The organism is Erwinia sp. QL-Z3 (assembly GCF_004551645.1).
In the GTDB taxonomy this organism is placed as follows: Bacteria; Pseudomonadota; Gammaproteobacteria; order Enterobacterales; family Enterobacteriaceae; genus Erwinia; species Erwinia billingiae.
On sequence record NZ_CP037950.1, the window covers coordinates 3,137,012 to 3,153,130 of the forward strand.

Genomic DNA, 16,119 nt, shown 5'->3' on the forward strand with positions numbered 1-16,119 from the left:
AGGCTTTTACGGCGCAAAGCTTAACGTAAAAGCCCCGGAATGGCAGGTAAAGTTCGGTATAACCCGACCGATTGCACAAAAACGCCGCTACACTGTTTAATTCTGATTTCCGGCTGATCAAAGCCTGACGGATCTGGAGCTTAGGGCAGGGGGAAAACCGATAAAATGAAAGGATTGTTGATTGTTGGCGGCATTTTACTGCTCCTGGTGGCGATTACGCCCTGGTTTGCCAAAAATCTGCCTTCAGCCTGGAATCCCTTCACGCCGCTGCAAGTGACGGACTCACCCACATTTATCACCCGCTATAAGCTGCAACGCCTCGCGGGCGATCCGCAGGCGTGCCTCGCCGTGTTAGAACAGGCCCAACAACAGGGCTATCTCAGCTTCAGTCAACCCGCGCCCACTTCGGGCAGCTGTCCGTTACCTGCGCCGATCAGAGTGCAACGTTTTGGCGACGTACGCCTGAGCGCCAGTTTTCTGGCCAGTTGTTCTTTGGCGGTCAGCAGCACGATGTTTGTCACGCAGACCGTCAAACCGCTCGCTGCGGCAGAGTTGGGGTCGCCACTGGTGCGTATCGACCATCTTGGCAGCTATGCCTGTCGGAATATCTATCATCGGGCAGAGGGAAGGTTAAGCGAGCATGCCACGGCCGATGCCCTTGATATGTCTGGCTTCAGGCTGGCGAACGGTCAGCAGATTGGCGTCTTAAAAACATGGCCCCGCCAGGGAAATGACGCGCAGTGGTTGCACCAGATTTTTCAACAGAGCTGCCGATATTATGGCAATTCGATTGGTCCTGACTACAACGCGGCGCACGCAAATCATTTCCACCTTGGGATGCGCGGAAGGGGTTTTTGTCGCTAGATAACGGGCTTAATCCCACGTTGTAGCAGGAACTTATTCGCCGGCCATGCAAAGACAAAACCGATCATTAAGGCAATTTGCAGCATAAACCAGAAGCTCAGCAGGCGCGGTTCAATCTGGCCATGCAAAATAAAGCGAAACGCCAGTTCAAGGCAGAGAAACATCCCCGCCTGATAAACCATCAGCGAAAACACATCAGTTTTAATTGCCCGCCATAGCGCGCGAAATAGAGAGAAGCCTTCTATTTGTCTCAGGGCGAAAAATTGCAGCGCGACCCCAAAAATCAGCGACAGGATCAGCGACAGAATAGCGTGGGCGATCAACAAAGAGTGAAAAGGGATGTAGTTCAGCATTGAAATTATCGGAATCGCAACGATATCACCTAATACACAGCCGGCGGCACAGTGGCTGGTAGTGGAAAAAATTTGCTTTAACTCGGGTTGCTGCTTGCCTCGGGAGATGCGGAGTAAGGAGACCGAACGACTTTTCCGCGCAAAAAACCACCAGGCCAGCCAGCCAAAAAACGGCATATAAAGTCCGGTGATCGGCCACACCAGATTCATAATCCGCACCGGGTGCGGACGGCGTAGGATGTCTTTGATAATCATCAGGGAAGTACAAATGCCTAACAGGATAAACACCATCGCCAGTCTGTCTAACATCACTATTTCCTTACCGGTATAATGCGTCGAGGGAGGTTGGTTCTATTACATCCATTCAGCCAGTTAGATTATGGCTCTGCACCTGGCAAAAGCCAACGAGAGGTAAAGACTCATTTTAACGCAGTCAATCCCGCCGATAGACGGGTAAAACAGATTACGCTGATAAACCCTTTGGCGCATTAAGGTTATCATTCGTTTACTACAGAGATCTTTAACATTAAGCGGAAAGGCAAATATTCACCCTAAAAAATATAAATTTGTTTTATTTCATTGATTTATTTGTTTTTACCGTGGGTGGTAAAGGGAGATTTAGGCGATTTAAATCGGCTAATCAGTAAAATGTTAGCAGGAATTATTAATCTTAGCAGGGTCAAAATTATTGAATATTTCCAGGAAAAATCCTATTCTAATTAGGCTAATGAGTTCGCGGGATGAGGCCTGTTTTTCGCCCTGCATAGGGAAAGTAAAGGCTCTTTTCCCGTTCTTTATAAATTAAATTGACTGGACTTTTAATGATTGCGGGTTTAACGCATCATTCGTCGGATGCAACAATCCGTAATTGCGGTTATTATCACCTGAAGGGAAAATTAATTTTATACATTAATTTTTTTTCTCGATTTAATTCATTTTTTTCCCACATCACTAAAAATTATAAGCAAAATTTGGGGCGATTTTCTCACCCTTGATGAGGAATAAATGACATCTGAGAATTATTTCAGTTGGCGTGAAAAAATACAGCTTGCATTCCTGAATGTCTCCGACATTTCAGAGATAACTGCGCTCATTGAGCAGCAGACGCTGGCGTTGGGATTTGACTTTTATGCGCTGTATATTCGCCATCCAGTGCCCTTTACCCGGCCTAAAATCTTTATTTACTCCAGCTATCCTAAAAAGTGGGTCAGCGCCTACCAGAAAGGGAATTTTGCCGCCATAGACCCGGTGATCGAAAATTGCCAGGTCCCGGGAAAAATAGTGTTATGGGATGAACCTCTCAGTCGTCGTGGGCAGAAAGTGTTTGATGCGGCGAAAGAGTATGGCATTCACAGTGGATTTTCCGCCTGCGCAATGGCTAAAAATAGATCCATTGGTATATTATCAATGGCATCGGGTAAGACTTTTGAAAAGATTATGTTAACGCCTGAAAAGCAACTTAAGCTTCAGTATTTATCGGTACTGATAATGGAGGCGTTACAACAGGTAAAAGATATTTCCATGTCGGTGATGAACATGGAATTAAGCCAGCGTGAGCTGGAAATCCTTAAATGGACGGCCGAGGGTAAAACTTCAGCAGAAATATCTCTGATCCTGTCCATTTCGGAGAATACGGTCAATTTCCATCAGAAAAAAATGCAAAAGAGGTTCAATGCACCCAACAAAACACAGGTGGCCTCTTACGCAGCCGCAATCGGTCTACTTTGAGGGAGATGCAACTACCAGATTTGGTAGTTTCGCAATATTAATCGGTTGTCTACCCTGCGCGCAGGGTAACAACCCTGATCTAGCCGTGAGGAGCGGCGTTCACGAGGGAATGCGATAGGGGATCAATGATGAAAATTATCCAAACGAAGCTCAGGGATATGCCGTCCTCTTTGCTGGCAGAACTGGGAAGTTACCGTTACAACGTCTTTGCCCGCGGGGAAGGGTGGTCAATTCCTTCCCGTCTGAGTACCCCGGGCCAGGAGTACGATCGTTTCGATCGCTCTGACGTGGTCTGGCTGATTGCCTGGAAGGCTCAGCATGGCATCTGCGGCTGTGCCAGGTTGATGCAGTGGCAGGATCCGGAAGCCGGCTCGGCTGCCGATATGACCGAGAAAAAAAGCCAGGCGCCGGTGCCGGTCTGGGAAATGTCGCGTTTCTCGGCCAAGCTGGATATTGATGCCGAGCTGCCGTTAAGCATCTTATGGCACAGCGTGCAGCTAGCCGAGCAGTCGGGAATTGAGTATCTCTACAGCGCCGCTACGCCGATGCTGGAGCAGATGTTCGAGCAGCACCGGGTGGTTTATGAGCCGTTGAATGCTGGCGTGATCCAGTCTGAGGATAACCTGTTCGCGGTCAGGATCCCGGTGAATCAACCCGAGCTGGCGGAGAAGTTCCACGGTGCGCGTCGTTTCAGTCCGGAAGAAGTGTTACCCACGCTGGGTGTTTCCGTCAGCTGGAGTGCCAGAGGCCGCTAAGCGTGCCACTTGCTCCACAGCGTTATCAGCAGCCAGGCGGCCAGGCACCAACAGGCGACTGCGCTGCCGAGCGCATAGGGCAACCGCATCATGCTGACGAAATACCAGAGTGACAGTAGATAGATAAAATAGGGAATGATTGCCCACATACCAAAAATGATTGTGGTACGCAGCGCTTCAATGCCACGGTCGCTGGCCACAATATAGTGGGCTATCAGCGCAAAGGTGGGAAACAGAGGCAGAAGGCCGGCGATGTAATAGTTGCGGGTCTTCGATAACATGCCGATCAGCACAACGACCAGTGCACCGAGTACCGCTTTGATAAGTAAGCCCATTGTTCCATTCAGCTTGAGGGAAAATGTAACCATGTTACAACGCTGAAGGAAAAGCAATGGGCTAAGGCGTGGCAGAGAGAATTATTGGCGATAAGCCTGTTTGATCTGCTTGATGGTGCTGCTGAAGACGTCAGCCTGCTGCTGATCGGTCAGTTGATCAATGTACTTTTCCATATTAATGATGACTTTGCCGGCATCGGCCTGACCCATTCCCTTTAACATAAAGGTAACGAGGGCTTTCATGCAGGCCATTTCCTCTGACAGGGTTTTGGTTTCTTCACTGGTTGAAAAGTCAGTATTACTCATGATTTCTCCTTGTTGTCATCATCAATTCAACGCGGTATACGCACGGCGTTGAAAATGTAAATCAATAACAAGTATATCACATAACCCTGTGAGAGAAGCCACAGCGACAGTGGCTTACCTGAAATGCTTTCACCTGACAAAGTCCATTATTTCAGTTCTAACACCCGCTAAAAAGAGGTAAGATCCGGCCTCTTAACGCATCCTGAACCACTCTGGTAGTGCCCACTTGGAGAGACCTTTTTGATTAGCGTTTTTCTTGTTGATGACCATGAACTGGTCCGCGCGGGTATCCGTCGGATACTTGAAGATATAAAAGGTTTCCAGGTTACCGGAGAGGCCAGCTGCGGCGAAGATGCAGTGAAGTGGTGCCGTGCCAATAGCGTCAACGTTGTGCTGATGGACATGAACATGCCAGGCATTGGTGGGCTGGAGGCGACGCGCAAAATCGTGCGCTACAGCCCGGACATCAAAGTCATTATGCTGACCATCCACACGGAGAATCCGCTGCCCGCCAAAGTGATGCAGGCCGGTGCGTCGGGCTACCTCAGCAAAGGGGCAGCGCCGCAGGAAGTGGTTAATGCCATCCGTCAGGTCAACGCCGGCCAGCGTTATATCGCGTCGGATATTGCTCAGCAAATGGCGCTCAGCCAGATTGAACCGCAAACATCCGATTCACCGTTCGACAGTTTGTCGGAACGCGAATTGCAGATTATGCTGATGATCACCAAGGGCCAGAAAGTTGCCGATATTTCCGAGCAGCTGAATCTGAGCCCTAAAACCGTTAACAGCTATCGTTACCGCATGTTCAGCAAGCTCAACATAAGCGGTGACGTTGAGTTAACGCACCTGGCCATTCGACATGGCCTGTTCAATGCGGAGTCGTTAATCAGTAGTGAATGAACAGTTTGATGCTAAATCCTTCCTGAAATCGGTTACCAGCCAGCCAGGCGTTTATCGCATGTATGATGCGGGTGGCACGGTTATCTATGTCGGCAAAGCCAAAGATCTGAAAAAACGGCTCACCAGCTACTTCCGCGGCAATTTAGCCAGCCGTAAGACGGAAGCGCTGGTTGAGGCCATTCGCCAGATAGATGTAACGGTCACCCATACCGAAACTGAAGCGCTGTTGCTGGAACACAATTACATCAAACTCTATCAGCCACGCTATAACGTGCTGTTGCGTGATGATAAATCCTATCCGTACATTTTTCTCAGTGCCGATGCGCATCCGCGCCTGGCAAGCCATCGCGGGGCGAAACACGCAAAAGGCGAGTACTTCGGCCCGTTCCCTAACGGCTATGCCGTGCGGGAAACCTTGTCGTTGCTGCAGAAGATTTTCCCGGTCCGCCAGTGTGAAAACAGCGTCTACCGCAATCGCTCACGTCCGTGCCTGCAATACCAGATTGGTCGTTGCCTGGGACCCTGCGTTACCGGGCTGGTCAGTGAAGAGGAATATGCGCAGCAGATTGAGTATGTGCGGCTGTTTCTCTCCGGCAAGGACGATCAGGTGCTCAATCAGCTGGTTGCCCGCATGGAAAGCGCCAGCATCAGCCTGAAATTTGAGGAAGCGGCCCGTTTGCGCGATCAAATTCAGGCGGTACGTCGGGTGACTGAACGCCAGTTTGTTTCCAATAATGGTGACGATCTGGATGTGATTGGCGTGGCGTTTGATAATGGCATGGCCTGTCTGCACGTGCTGTTTATCCGTCAGGGAAAAGTGCTGGGAAGCCGCAGCTACTTCCCCAAAGTGCCGAACGGCACCGAGCTGGCGGAAGTGGTGCAGACCTTTGTCGGGCAGTTCTACCTGCAGGGCAGTCAGGCGCGCACCTTGCCAACCGATATCCTGCTGGACTTTACCTTGCCGGAAAAAGATCTGCTGTCCGACTCGCTGACGGGGCTGGCCGGTCGCAAGGTTTCGATTCAAAGCAAGCCACGCGGTGACCGTGCACGCTATCTTAAGCTGGCGCGAACCAATGCCAGTACCGCGCTGGTCAGTAAGCTTTCCCAGCAGTCGACCATTCATCAACGCCTGAAGGCGCTGGCTGAGATCCTCGATCTGCCTGAGATCACGCGCATGGAGTGTTTTGATATCAGTCACACCATGGGTGAGCAGACCGTGGCGTCCTGCGTGGTGTTTGACCGCAATGGCCCGCTGCGGGCGGAGTATCGCCGCTATAACATTACCGGCATCACGCCGGGGGATGATTACGCTGCGATGAACCAGGTTTTACGCCGTCGTTATGGTAAAGATCTGGAAGAGAGCAAAATCCCGGATGTGATCCTGATTGACGGTGGTAAAGGCCAGTTAGGGCAGGCAAAGAATGTCTTCGCTGAACTGGATGTCGCCTGGGATAAAGATCGGCCCATTTTGTTGGGTATTGCCAAAGGCACCGATCGTAAAGCCGGACTGGAGACGCTGTTCTTTGAACCGGAAGGTGAGGGCTTTAACCTGCCACCGGACTCTCCGGCGTTGCATGTTCTACAGCATATTCGTGATGACTCTCACAATCATGCAATTACGGGCCACCGTAATAAGCGGGCGAAGGTGAAGAACACCAGTGCGCTGGAAACAATTGACGGAATTGGGCCTAAACGGCGTCAGATGCTGCTGAAATACATGGGCGGCCTGCAACCGTTGATGAATGCTTCGGGGGATGAAATAGCGAAAGTGCCTGGGATTTCACAGCTACTGGCGGAGAAAATCTTTTATTCGCTGAAACACTAAGCATTGCAACCCCTGGAGCAATGTAGGAACATAGGGACAAATTCTACTCTGCCCAAACAGTTAGCGTACCTATGCATTTTAACATTCCGACCTTACTTACCCTGTTTCGTGTCGTTTTGATCCCGTTCTTTGTACTGGCTTTTTACCTGCCATTTGAATGGGCTCCTCTTGTATGTGCGTTGATCTTCATTTTTGCGGCGATCACCGACTGGTTCGACGGCTACCTTGCTCGTCGCTGGAAGCAAACCACCCGATTTGGTGCGTTTCTCGACCCGGTGGCGGACAAAGTGATGGTCGCCATGGCGCTGGTGCTGGTGGCTGAGTACTTCCACTCCTGGTGGATCACCTTGCCGGCGGCCACGATGATTGCCCGTGAGATTATTATCTCGGCGCTGCGCGAATGGATGGCGGAAATTGGCAAACGCAGCAGCGTGGCCGTATCGTGGATTGGTAAAGTCAAAACCACTGCGCAGATGCTGTCGCTGTTTGCCTTGTTATGGCGTCCGGACAGTACCGTAGTGGGAATTGGGGTGGTGGCGTTGTACATTGCTGCCGTGCTGACTTTCTGGTCAATGTTCCAGTATCTTAACGCGTCACGCGGGGATTTGTTTGAACAGTGATCGATGCGATTCAAAAAGCAGCAAACGGACGGAAAGTGAGGATAATTGTGTTGACTCATTTCTCCAGGTCAGTAGAATGCAACGCATCGAAAGGCAGCTGGTCTGTCAGAAGATAAAGTAAATCAGCAAGTTCTGCGAATATCGCAGCTGTTGAATGCGGGAATAGCTCAGTTGGTAGAGCACGACCTTGCCAAGGTCGGGGTCGCGAGTTCGAGTCTCGTTTCCCGCTCCAAATTTTAATCACCAGAAAGTCTGGTGATACAGCAAGATTAAGGCGCGTTGGCAGAGTGGCCATGCAGCGGATTGCAAATCCGTTAACCTCGGTTCGACTCCGGGACGCGCCTCCACTTTACACCCATGCCCGGGTGGTGAAATCGGTAGACACAAGGGATTTAAAATCCCTCGGCTTATGGCTGTGCGGGTTCAAGTCCCGCCCCGGGCACCATATTTAGTACCGATTAAAAACCGAATAAAATCAAAGCAATAAGCAGTGATGTCGTAACCGCCCAAGGGCGGTTTTTTTGTGCCCAATGTAAAATTCATAACATCCCTTCATAATATTTCCTCATCAAATTGGTTAATCACCACAAAACCAATGCGCTGGAATTAAGAGTCAATTAGCCCGATGACTTCAAAACAGATAAATTCAGGCAAAAAGTGAGCAGGCAAAAAAAAACCGGCCATAAAGACCGGTTTAAGCTGTGTGTTATCTTTGTTTTTATCCGTCAGCTTGCAGCATCCGGTGAGGTATTATCGGCAGCTGCCCGCAAATCATGAATGTCAGCGTCATTCGCCGTGGATACGTTGTTTCATCTCACGCTGGTGCTTGGAGTAGTCTTCGCCACAGTCAGCGGAGCAGAACGCGCTGTTGGGCACTACCGATTCATCTTCACACCAGATGCATTTGCCGTCAGGACTGGTGATCACCGGCTGCCGGGCTGACATGGCTGCCGTGATAAGGGCTTCCTCACGTTCTTGCGCTAAATCTACATCGTCCATTGCTTCTCCTCCTGTGAAACTTTACCGGTTTGGTTGAAGGGCCTGTACGCCGTCTTCAACCATGATGCGAAATCACATACTTTAATAAAACTTCTCAACACTATTAAAGTCAGGGCGACTATTATAGCCAAAGCGCATTCCCCTGCAAATTTTTCGCATCTGCAGACTTTCCTGAGTCTGCGGTAGGAAGATTGCCTGTGGGCGTGGGTGTGACAGCTAATGTGCTGATATTCAACCTGTATTTATGACATTGCCAAACGAATTACGGGAGGATAAATAAGCCTTTGCGGAGGTGTGTTGTCGTCATAAATAAAAATCCGCAGCGCGCGATGATAATAATTATATATTACGCATAAAGCATTAAATGCAGGCCCTGATAATCATTATTATCAGGGCGGGATAAGCGCTCGACGGCAAAAAATGAAATCAGCAAGTCACAAGGGTTTAACCAAATAGCTTTAGCTTTCCGGTGAGTTTACGCAGCGCTTTTTTCTCGCCAACGATGCCCAGGCCTAAATGCTGAAGTTGGTCAGTCGGGATCTGTCTGACGGCTGCTGAAAATGCGGCGTAGTCGACGGTCATCTGTCCTTCAACCGGGAACAAAATGGTATCGAAACCCTGTTCGGCACACTGACCGACCAATGATGCCAGCTGTTCATCACTGGCCGACAGCACCGGAATACCCACCGGGATCAGTCCTGGCCAGGCTTTTTCATCGCCATCAACCAGCTCTGTCCCGACAAATTGGGGATGGCGCTGCCCGAGAGTAAGGGAAATCACCGCCGCCGCATTAGCGGCTTTGCCGGCGGGCAGGTCGGCATTCAGGATAACTACACAGCGTAAATCGTTCATTGGGCTCTTCTTTAGGCAGGTAAAAACAGCAGGGTAGGGGATTGCTCAAGCGCCGTCTGGAAGATTTGTGCAGAGAGGCAAGTTGAATTTAAAGCGGCGTACAGCCTTGCTGATAGCGAGCCGGAGTTAACTGATAGGCGCGACGGAACCAGCGACCGAGATGGCTTTGGTCTGCAAAGCCCAGCTGGGCAGCCACGTTCGCCGGTGAAACGCCCTCAACCAGTAACCGGCGTGCATGGGTGAGGCGCAGCTGGATCAGCCAGGCATGCGGCGGCAGGCCAAACTGCGCCTGAAACTCACGAGACAGACGAAAGCGATCGACCTCTAATGCCTGCGCCATATCACTCAGACCAATATTGTCGTGCAGATGATCGCTCAACCAGTCTCTGGCCTTCAGCGCCAGCGACGTTTCAACCTTCGGGGTAACCATCGACTGTCGCCAGTGCTGATGCTGGGTCAGTGCGGCAAACAGCTGCTGCATTGCCGCCTCCTTCACAATCTTTAACTCGCGGTCATACAGGCACTGAAAGGCATGGAACGTTGCGTGGGCCAGTCGGCGATCGCCGGAAAGCGTGCGGGCAAAATTTAGTTCAAAGCTGTCCGGAACATTGCCAAACACGGCTGCCAGCTGCTGCCGCATAAAGTCGGCATCGATATACAGCATCCGGTAGGTAAAGCCGATGTCATCAATGGCATCACCATCGTGCAGCTCACCCGGCTCAAGCAGAAAAACCGTACCGGGCCGACTCTGATGTTTCTTTCGGCGGGAGTGAAACTGTTGCACTCCCTGTTCGGTAACGCCAACCAGGTAGGTATCGTGCCAGTGCGGATCGTAGGCATGGCCAGTGAAATGGGCACGGATCGCTTCCACCGGCATCTCATCATCTCTGGAAAGCTGCACCCAACCTGGCGTATTCATCACTCTGGCTCCCGTGGCGTTGTCCTGAGCAGGGTAAATTCTGCAGCAAACCCTGGCAACCGTTTGTTGATTACCTCGCCGCAAAAACCCGGCGCTTAAAACGTAACTATTTCTCCATTTATTTACGTTTTTGTCACACCTTTCGCTTTCTAACGACTATGATCCTTGCATATAATTACCGCCATTATTTAGTTAGACCTCTAATTATCAGGCCTCTATATTTTGAACGCTCAGGAAGTCAACTTTTCCCGCTTACTCCATTTGACGGCCCATGCCTGGCGTCAGGCGATCGATCGCCGAATGAAAGACAACGGACTGAGCATGAGCAGCTGGATGGCGGTGGCCACCATTGCCATTCAGGAAACGCCAATCACCCAGAAAGAGCTGGCTCAGGCGCTGGGGCTGGAAGATGCCAGCGTGGTTCCCCTGATCGATCGCCTGGTTAAGCAACAGCTGGTCGAACGCTTTCAGCCGGAAGAGGATCGCCGCAAGCGTCTGCTGCACGTCACGCCGCAAGGTAACGCGCTGTATCAAAAGCTGAAGGTCGAAGCGGATAGCCTGCGCAATGAACTGCTGGCCGACATCAACAGCGATGAACTGGCCATTACCCAACGCGTGCTGCAGCGTCTGCTGAAAGCCACCGAGGCGAAATAACATGCGCGGTACCCGACCCGATCCTTTCGCGCCGCGCGAGTGGGCACCAGGCGAAAAACCGATGCTGCCGGGATCGCCTTCCACGCCGCTGCATCCAACCCATAACCGCATCGCCTTTGGCATCATCGGCCTGTTGATTTCTATCACCGGCGCGCTAAGTAATGCGCTGGTGACGGCGAATCTCACTAATCTGCAGGGCGTGTTCGGCGCCTACAGCAACGAAATTGCCTGGCTGCCCGCGGTGTATGTGATGGGCAACATCTCCATCAACCTGCTGTTGGTCAAATTCCGCCAGCAATTTGGCCTCCGCGCCTTCACCGAAGCCTTTCTGGTGCTGTATGTGCTGGTGTCGTTTTTCCATCTGCTGGTCAATGACCTCAGCTCGGCCATTATTGTGCGCACCGCCCACGGCATGGTCGGCGCAGCGCTCAGCTCGCTGGGCATTTATTACCAGGTGCAGGCCTGGCCGGCGAAACACCGCCTGAAAGCCCTGACTATCGGCTTAGGCGCATCGCAACTGGCGATCCCGCTGGCGCGTCTGTTCTCGACAGAGCTTTTGCAGCTGGATGAGTGGCGCGGTCTGTATCTGTTTGAGCTGGGCCTGGCGATGATTTGCCTGGGCGCGGTGCTGGTCTTAAAACTGCCACCCGGCGATCGCATCAAGGTCTTTGAGAAAAAAGACTTCCTGACCTTTATGCTGATGGCGCCCGGCATGGCGCTGTTCTGCGGCGTGCTGTCGCTGGGCCGCATTGAATGGTGGACCAGCACGCCGTGGCTGGGCATCTGCCTGGCACTGGGGCTGGTGCTGGTGATTGCCGCCGTGGTGCTTGAACATAACCGCAGTAACCCGCTGATCAATACCCGATGGCTGCGAACCGGGGCGATTTTCCGGCTGGGCATCGTGATGATCATGCTGCGCGTCACGCTGGCGGAGCAGAATACTGGCGCAATTGGCTATCTGCAGCAGGTCGGCCTGCTGAACGATCAGATGCAGCACCTTGCGATGGCGATCCTGGCGGGCGTGGTGACGGGGATTGTGGTCAGCGCCCTGACCATCAACGTTAAGCACCTGAGCTGGCCGATTGTCATGTCGCTGCTGTTGATCATCGTGGCCTCATTGATGGATTCACAGTCCAGCCCGCTGACGCGTGCAAACAACATGTATTTCAGCCAGTTCCTGCTGGGCTTTAGCAGCACCTTCTTTATTGCCCCGGCGCTGTTGCTGAATATTGGCAGCGTGGTGACGCAACCCAAAAACCTGGTCAGTCTGGTGGTGCTGTTTGGCATGAGCCAGAACATTGGCGGCCTGATGGGCTCGGCCCTGTTGGGAACGTTCCAGACCTGGCGGGAAAAATATCACTCCAGCCTGCTGGCCGATCAGCTGTCGTATCTCAATCCGAATGTCACCGACAGGCTGACCCAGTATACCAATCTGTTTAACAGCTTTATTGGCGACAACGCGTTGCGCAGTGCGGAGGGCGCGGTCCAGTTGCAAACCGTCGCCACGCTGCAGGCCAATGTGCTGGCCTATAACGATACCTATCTGCTGACGGCGGGCATGGCGTTTATCACCCTGATCTGGGTGCTGTGGCGTTTGTCACGGCTGCGCTATCTCAACTGGCAGCAGGCAAAACGTGAAGCAGCAGCCGAACTGCGCGCAATGCAACAATCCACATCTTCGATTAGCACGGGGCAATAATGAGTCAGCAGGAACAGAGCCAAATCTCTGAGCGTGAAAGAACCAACAGACTGCGTATTATCTCGATCGCCTTTGGCGCAGGCATTGCCTTAGTCGGCGTACTGGTGATCCTTTATGCCTGGCAACTTCCCCCGTTTACCAGCCAGATCCAGTCGACCGAAAACGCCTATGTCCGGGGTCAGGTCACCTTTATCAGCCCGCAGGTGAACGGTTACCTGACGTCGGTTGACGTGCTGGATTATCAGCCCGTCCGACAGGGCGATCTGCTGATGACCATTGATGACCGCATCTATAACCAGAAGGTGCACCAGGCGGACGCGCAGGTGGCGATGAAAAAAGCGGCGCTGGCCAACAACATTCAGCAACGCCGCAGCGCCCAGGCGGTGATCGAACGCAATCAGGCCGCGCTGCAAAATGCCAAAGCGCAGGCGGTAAAAAGCGGACTGGATTTGAAGCGCGTCGAAAATCTGGTTTCTGACGGCTCATTATCGATCCGTGAGGGCGATGCCTCCCGCGCCAGCAACAGCCAGACCATGGCCGATGTACAGCAGGCGAAAGCGACGCTGGACGTTTCGCGTCAGGATCTGCAAACGGTGATCGTCAATCGTGCTTCGCTAGAAGCCGATGTCGCCAGTGCGGAGGCGGCGCTCGAGCTGGCGCAGATCGATCTGGCTAACACCAAAATTATCGCGCCACGCGACGGCCAGCTGGGACAGATTTCTGTGCGCCAGGGCGCGTATGTCACGGCGGGCACGCGGCTGACCTCGGTAGTGCCAAAACAGCTGTGGGTGGTCGCCAATATGAAAGAAACCCAGATGGCGCGCATCAGGCCAGGCCTGCCGGTGAACTTTACGGTCGATGCGCTGAACGAAGAGCGCTTTGAGGGTGAGGTTGAATATATCTCGCCTGCCGCCGGGTCTGAATTCAGCGCCATCTCGCCGGATAACGCCACCGGGAACTTTGTGAAGATTGCTCAGCGTATTCCGGTGCGCATCAAAATCACCAGCGATAATGCTGCACACCTGCGTCCGGGCATGTCCGTCGAAGTGAATATTGATACCTCAGGCGAGCATGACGCGCAGGAGGCGAAGTAATGCGTTGGTCAACCTCACTGCTGGCGGCATTGTTGACCGCGCTGTTGGCAGGCTGTGCAACGGAAGTCGACAAAGCGCCGGGATCGCTGCCGATCCCTCAGCAATGGCGAAATCAGGTCGGGCCATCCTCTGCGGTGGAGGCCAACTGGTGGCGCGCCTTTGGTGATGCGGATCTGAACCGTCTGGTTGAGCAGGCGTTGCGCAATAACCTCGATATTCTTACTGCCCGTTCGCGGGTCGATCAGTATCGCGCGGAATTGCGTGGGGCGCAGGGGGACAACTTTCCCACCTTAGATGCCGGCGTTGCGGCCTCCCATGCGCGGGCGCTCTCATCGGTGACCGGCCAACCTTACGAATACGCGGTGTTCCAGGGATTGTTGCAGGCGAATTACGAGGTGGATTTGTGGGGCGCGCGGAGCAGCAGTATTGATGCCGCAAAAGCCACGCTGGCCGCCCAACAGGCTGCCGCCTCTGCCGCTGAATTAACCGTCGCCAGTTCGGTGGCTTCCGGTTACATGACGCTGGTCTCGCTGGATGAACAGCTGCAGGTTACGCAGGCGACGCTTGCCTCGCGGGAAGATTCCTCCAAACTGGCCCAGCGCCAGTATGAAACCGGCTATACCTCGAAACTCGAGTGGGTGCAGGCAGAATCCGAACTGCAAACGGCGAAAGCCCAGGTCCCGGTGTTGCAGCATCAGATCGCACAGCAAGAAAACGCGTTAAGCATTCTGGTGGGGATGAACCCAAGAGCGATTGCGCGACAAGGTCATCACGTTGCGCCGCAAACGCTGCCATCAGTGTTGCCTTCCGAACTGCTGCAGCGCCGGCCGGACATTGTTCAGGCTGAACGTCTGCTGCTGGCGGCCGACAGCTCGCTGGGATCCTCCCGGGCCAAATTACTGCCGTCGCTGAATCTGACCGCCACCGGCACAATGCAAAGTTCCGTGCTGCATCAGCTGATCGACGATCCTTTCCGCCTGTGGAGCATTGGTGGCAGCGTGCTTGCGCCGTTGCTGAACCGGGAAGCGTTAACCGCTCAGGTGGATGTATCGATGGCCTCACGCAATCAGGCGCTGTACAGCTATGAAAAGGTGGTTCGCAACGCTTTCAGTGAAGTGAATAACGATCTGGATGCGATAGATCGCTATAAGCAGCAGCTGGCAGAGCTGCAACAGCAGCAACAGGTCGTCAGCGAAGCACTGCGTATTTCCCGTAATCGCTATCAGAATGGTTATGCGTCGTATCTTGATGAGCTGGATGCGCAGCGCACCCTGTTCACCACTCAGCTGAACGTGGTACAGGTGAAAAACAATTTACTGCTGGCACAGATTGATCTCTACCGCGCGTTAGGTGGCGGCTGGAATCCGCAATAACCATTTCGCAGGCGGACAGGGACAGCGTCCGCTGATTTTCCTCTTTAAATACTGCCTTTCCGATCTGTGGTGGCGAAAAATCCACCCAGAATCCTCCGTAACAGTTATTCATGCTGATTAAAGTAGGCCTGTACTATTTGTGGACTTTTGCGCTTCGCATTCTTTAGCAACGGGTGCTATTATGCGCGCCATTATATTAAATAAACGCCACTAATGGCCGTTAATTGATTTTGGTGTTGCGACGTTTTTAACAACACACTGCGTATTTTTAAACAAATTTTAGGGTTATCTATGTATAAGAATCGTTTTATTCCTGCGCTGGCTATCGTATTTGCGCTGGCGGGCTGTGCCCGCACCGAACCTGTTCATAACATTAATGAAACTGTTTCCTTACAGTACAGCAATGAACAGCTGAAAGACGCCATTATTCAGGCCGGCCTGTCCCGTCAATGGGTGATGACGCCAGCCGCACCGGGGGTTATCAACGGCCATCTGTCACAGCGTGGACACACGGCGGATATTCGGGTGACCTATTCTTCCGGCAGCTACAGCATCAATTATGTCAGCAGCAGTAATTTGAAAGCGAGACGCGGTCAAATCCACAAAAATTATAATCACTGGATCAGCAACCTCGACCAGGATATTAAGCTGCGCCTCGCGTCTCAGGCTGCTAAATAAGCAAACGATCTGTTTATCCTCGAAAAATGCATCAGTAGTGTTAAAGAATAAGGATTGTCTGCCGACAATCCTTTCAGACAGCCCGTTGGGATAAACCAGAGACTCCCCGCAATTGCGGGTAAATCCGAGTGCTTTTCGGACCAGGCTGGCGCTATGCTTAGCGGA

17 protein-coding genes and 3 tRNA genes are annotated in these 16,119 nt (G+C 52.5%); 14 read left to right on the forward strand and 6 right to left on the reverse strand.

The annotated features are described in order from the left end of the window. Positions 1 to 165 precede the first annotated feature (165 nt). Positions 166 to 864 carry an extensin family protein gene (locus tag E2F51_RS15195; protein WP_013201593.1) on the forward strand — a complete coding sequence of 233 codons (699 nt, stop codon included), beginning with the start codon at positions 166 to 168 and terminating at the stop codon, positions 862 to 864. On the opposite strand, the gene E2F51_RS15200 is transcribed toward E2F51_RS15195, so the two are convergent. Then, on the reverse strand, positions 861 to 1,526 hold the full coding sequence (locus tag E2F51_RS15200; protein WP_013201594.1) for a DUF4396 domain-containing protein: 666 nt from the start codon (positions 1,524 to 1,526) through the stop codon (positions 861 to 863). The two genes, E2F51_RS15195 and E2F51_RS15200, sit on opposite strands and share 4 nt — an antisense overlap. A 696-nt stretch (positions 1,527 to 2,222) precedes the next feature. On the opposite strand from E2F51_RS15200, the gene sdiA reads away from it, so the two are divergent. Together sdiA and E2F51_RS15210 are read left to right on the forward strand one after the other, a co-directional pair. Then, positions 2,223 to 2,945 carry a transcriptional regulator SdiA gene (sdiA, locus tag E2F51_RS15205; RefSeq protein ID WP_013201595.1) on the forward strand — a complete coding sequence of 241 codons (723 nt, stop codon included), beginning with the start codon at positions 2,223 to 2,225 and terminating at the stop codon, positions 2,943 to 2,945. Positions 2,946 to 3,073: 128 nt separating this feature from the next. Next, positions 3,074 to 3,700 (forward strand): acyl-homoserine-lactone synthase, encoded by a 627-nt coding sequence (locus E2F51_RS15210; protein ID WP_134824879.1) that lies wholly within the window; start codon positions 3,074 to 3,076, stop codon positions 3,698 to 3,700. Here E2F51_RS15210 and E2F51_RS15215 read toward each other — a convergent pair. Beyond that, positions 3,697 to 4,035, reverse strand: a complete 339-nt coding sequence (locus tag E2F51_RS15215; protein WP_013201597.1) for a GlpM family protein — start codon at positions 4,033 to 4,035, stop codon at positions 3,697 to 3,699. The genes E2F51_RS15210 and E2F51_RS15215 overlap by 4 nt on opposite strands. Before the next feature lie 81 nt (positions 4,036 to 4,116). Next, positions 4,117 to 4,341, reverse strand: a complete 225-nt coding sequence (locus E2F51_RS15220) for a DUF2594 family protein (protein ID WP_013201598.1) — start codon at positions 4,339 to 4,341, stop codon at positions 4,117 to 4,119. Between the two features lie 240 nt (positions 4,342 to 4,581). On the opposite strand from E2F51_RS15220, the gene uvrY reads away from it, so the two are divergent. The 6 genes from uvrY (at position 4,582) to E2F51_RS15250 (ending at position 8,131) form a co-directional block, all read left to right on the forward strand. Then, positions 4,582 to 5,241, forward strand: a complete 660-nt coding sequence (uvrY, locus tag E2F51_RS15225; protein ID WP_013201599.1) for a UvrY/SirA/GacA family response regulator transcription factor — start codon at positions 4,582 to 4,584, stop codon at positions 5,239 to 5,241. Then, positions 5,234 to 7,066, forward strand: coding sequence for an excinuclease ABC subunit UvrC (gene uvrC, locus E2F51_RS15230; RefSeq protein ID WP_134823849.1), 1,833 nt, complete (start codon positions 5,234 to 5,236; stop codon positions 7,064 to 7,066). The genes uvrY and uvrC overlap by 8 nt, the downstream gene beginning before the upstream one ends. A gap of 71 nt (positions 7,067 to 7,137) precedes the next feature. Further along, positions 7,138 to 7,686, forward strand: coding sequence for a CDP-diacylglycerol--glycerol-3-phosphate 3-phosphatidyltransferase (gene pgsA, locus E2F51_RS15235; protein WP_013201601.1), 549 nt, complete (start codon positions 7,138 to 7,140; stop codon positions 7,684 to 7,686). A 156-nt stretch (positions 7,687 to 7,842) separates the two neighbouring features. After that, positions 7,843 to 7,918, forward strand: a tRNA-Gly gene (locus E2F51_RS15240). A gap of 41 nt (positions 7,919 to 7,959) precedes the next feature. Continuing rightward, positions 7,960 to 8,033, forward strand: a tRNA-Cys gene (locus tag E2F51_RS15245). Positions 8,034 to 8,045: 12 nt separating this feature from the next. Continuing rightward, a tRNA-Leu gene (locus E2F51_RS15250) sits at positions 8,046 to 8,131 on the forward strand. A gap of 341 nt (positions 8,132 to 8,472) precedes the next feature. Here E2F51_RS15250 and E2F51_RS15255 read toward each other — a convergent pair. The 3 genes from E2F51_RS15255 to E2F51_RS15265 all read right to left on the reverse strand — a co-directional run bounded on the left by E2F51_RS15255 (position 8,473) and on the right by E2F51_RS15265 (position 10,456). After that, positions 8,473 to 8,685 (reverse strand): DUF2116 family Zn-ribbon domain-containing protein, encoded by a 213-nt coding sequence (locus tag E2F51_RS15255; protein WP_013201604.1) that lies wholly within the window; start codon positions 8,683 to 8,685, stop codon positions 8,473 to 8,475. Between the two features lie 444 nt (positions 8,686 to 9,129). Next, positions 9,130 to 9,537: a DUF2000 domain-containing protein gene (locus E2F51_RS15260; RefSeq protein ID WP_013201605.1), complete on the reverse strand. Its 408-nt coding sequence runs from the start codon at positions 9,535 to 9,537 to the stop codon at positions 9,130 to 9,132. Positions 9,538 to 9,625: 88 nt separating this feature from the next. Beyond that, positions 9,626 to 10,456 (reverse strand): AraC family transcriptional regulator, encoded by an 831-nt coding sequence (locus tag E2F51_RS15265; RefSeq protein WP_134824880.1) that lies wholly within the window; start codon positions 10,454 to 10,456, stop codon positions 9,626 to 9,628. 222 nt (positions 10,457 to 10,678) lie between these two features. Between E2F51_RS15265 and E2F51_RS15270 the strand changes: the two genes are divergently transcribed. From E2F51_RS15270 to E2F51_RS15290, 5 genes are all read left to right on the forward strand, one after another. Beyond that, positions 10,679 to 11,110: a MarR family winged helix-turn-helix transcriptional regulator gene (locus tag E2F51_RS15270; protein ID WP_053145687.1), complete on the forward strand. Its 432-nt coding sequence runs from the start codon at positions 10,679 to 10,681 to the stop codon at positions 11,108 to 11,110. 1 nt (position 11,111) lies between these two features. Next, positions 11,112 to 12,809 carry an MFS transporter gene (locus E2F51_RS15275; RefSeq protein WP_134823850.1) on the forward strand — a complete coding sequence of 566 codons (1,698 nt, stop codon included), beginning with the start codon at positions 11,112 to 11,114 and terminating at the stop codon, positions 12,807 to 12,809. After that, the gene (locus tag E2F51_RS15280; RefSeq protein WP_134823851.1) at positions 12,809 to 13,903 is read left to right on the forward strand and encodes an HlyD family secretion protein; all 1,095 of its coding nucleotides are present in this window, start codon (positions 12,809 to 12,811) and stop codon (positions 13,901 to 13,903) included. Before E2F51_RS15275 ends, E2F51_RS15280 begins: the two co-directional genes overlap by 1 nt. Continuing rightward, complete coding sequence (locus E2F51_RS15285) at positions 13,903 to 15,276, forward strand: efflux transporter outer membrane subunit (RefSeq protein WP_013201610.1); 1,374 nt, start codon at positions 13,903 to 13,905, stop codon at positions 15,274 to 15,276. Before E2F51_RS15280 ends, E2F51_RS15285 begins: the two co-directional genes overlap by 1 nt. 291 nt (positions 15,277 to 15,567) lie before the next feature. Next, entirely contained in the window at positions 15,568 to 15,954 is a 387-nt protein-coding gene (locus E2F51_RS15290; RefSeq protein ID WP_134823852.1) for a hypothetical protein, read from the forward strand. The last annotated feature ends 165 nt before the right edge of the window (positions 15,955 to 16,119 follow it).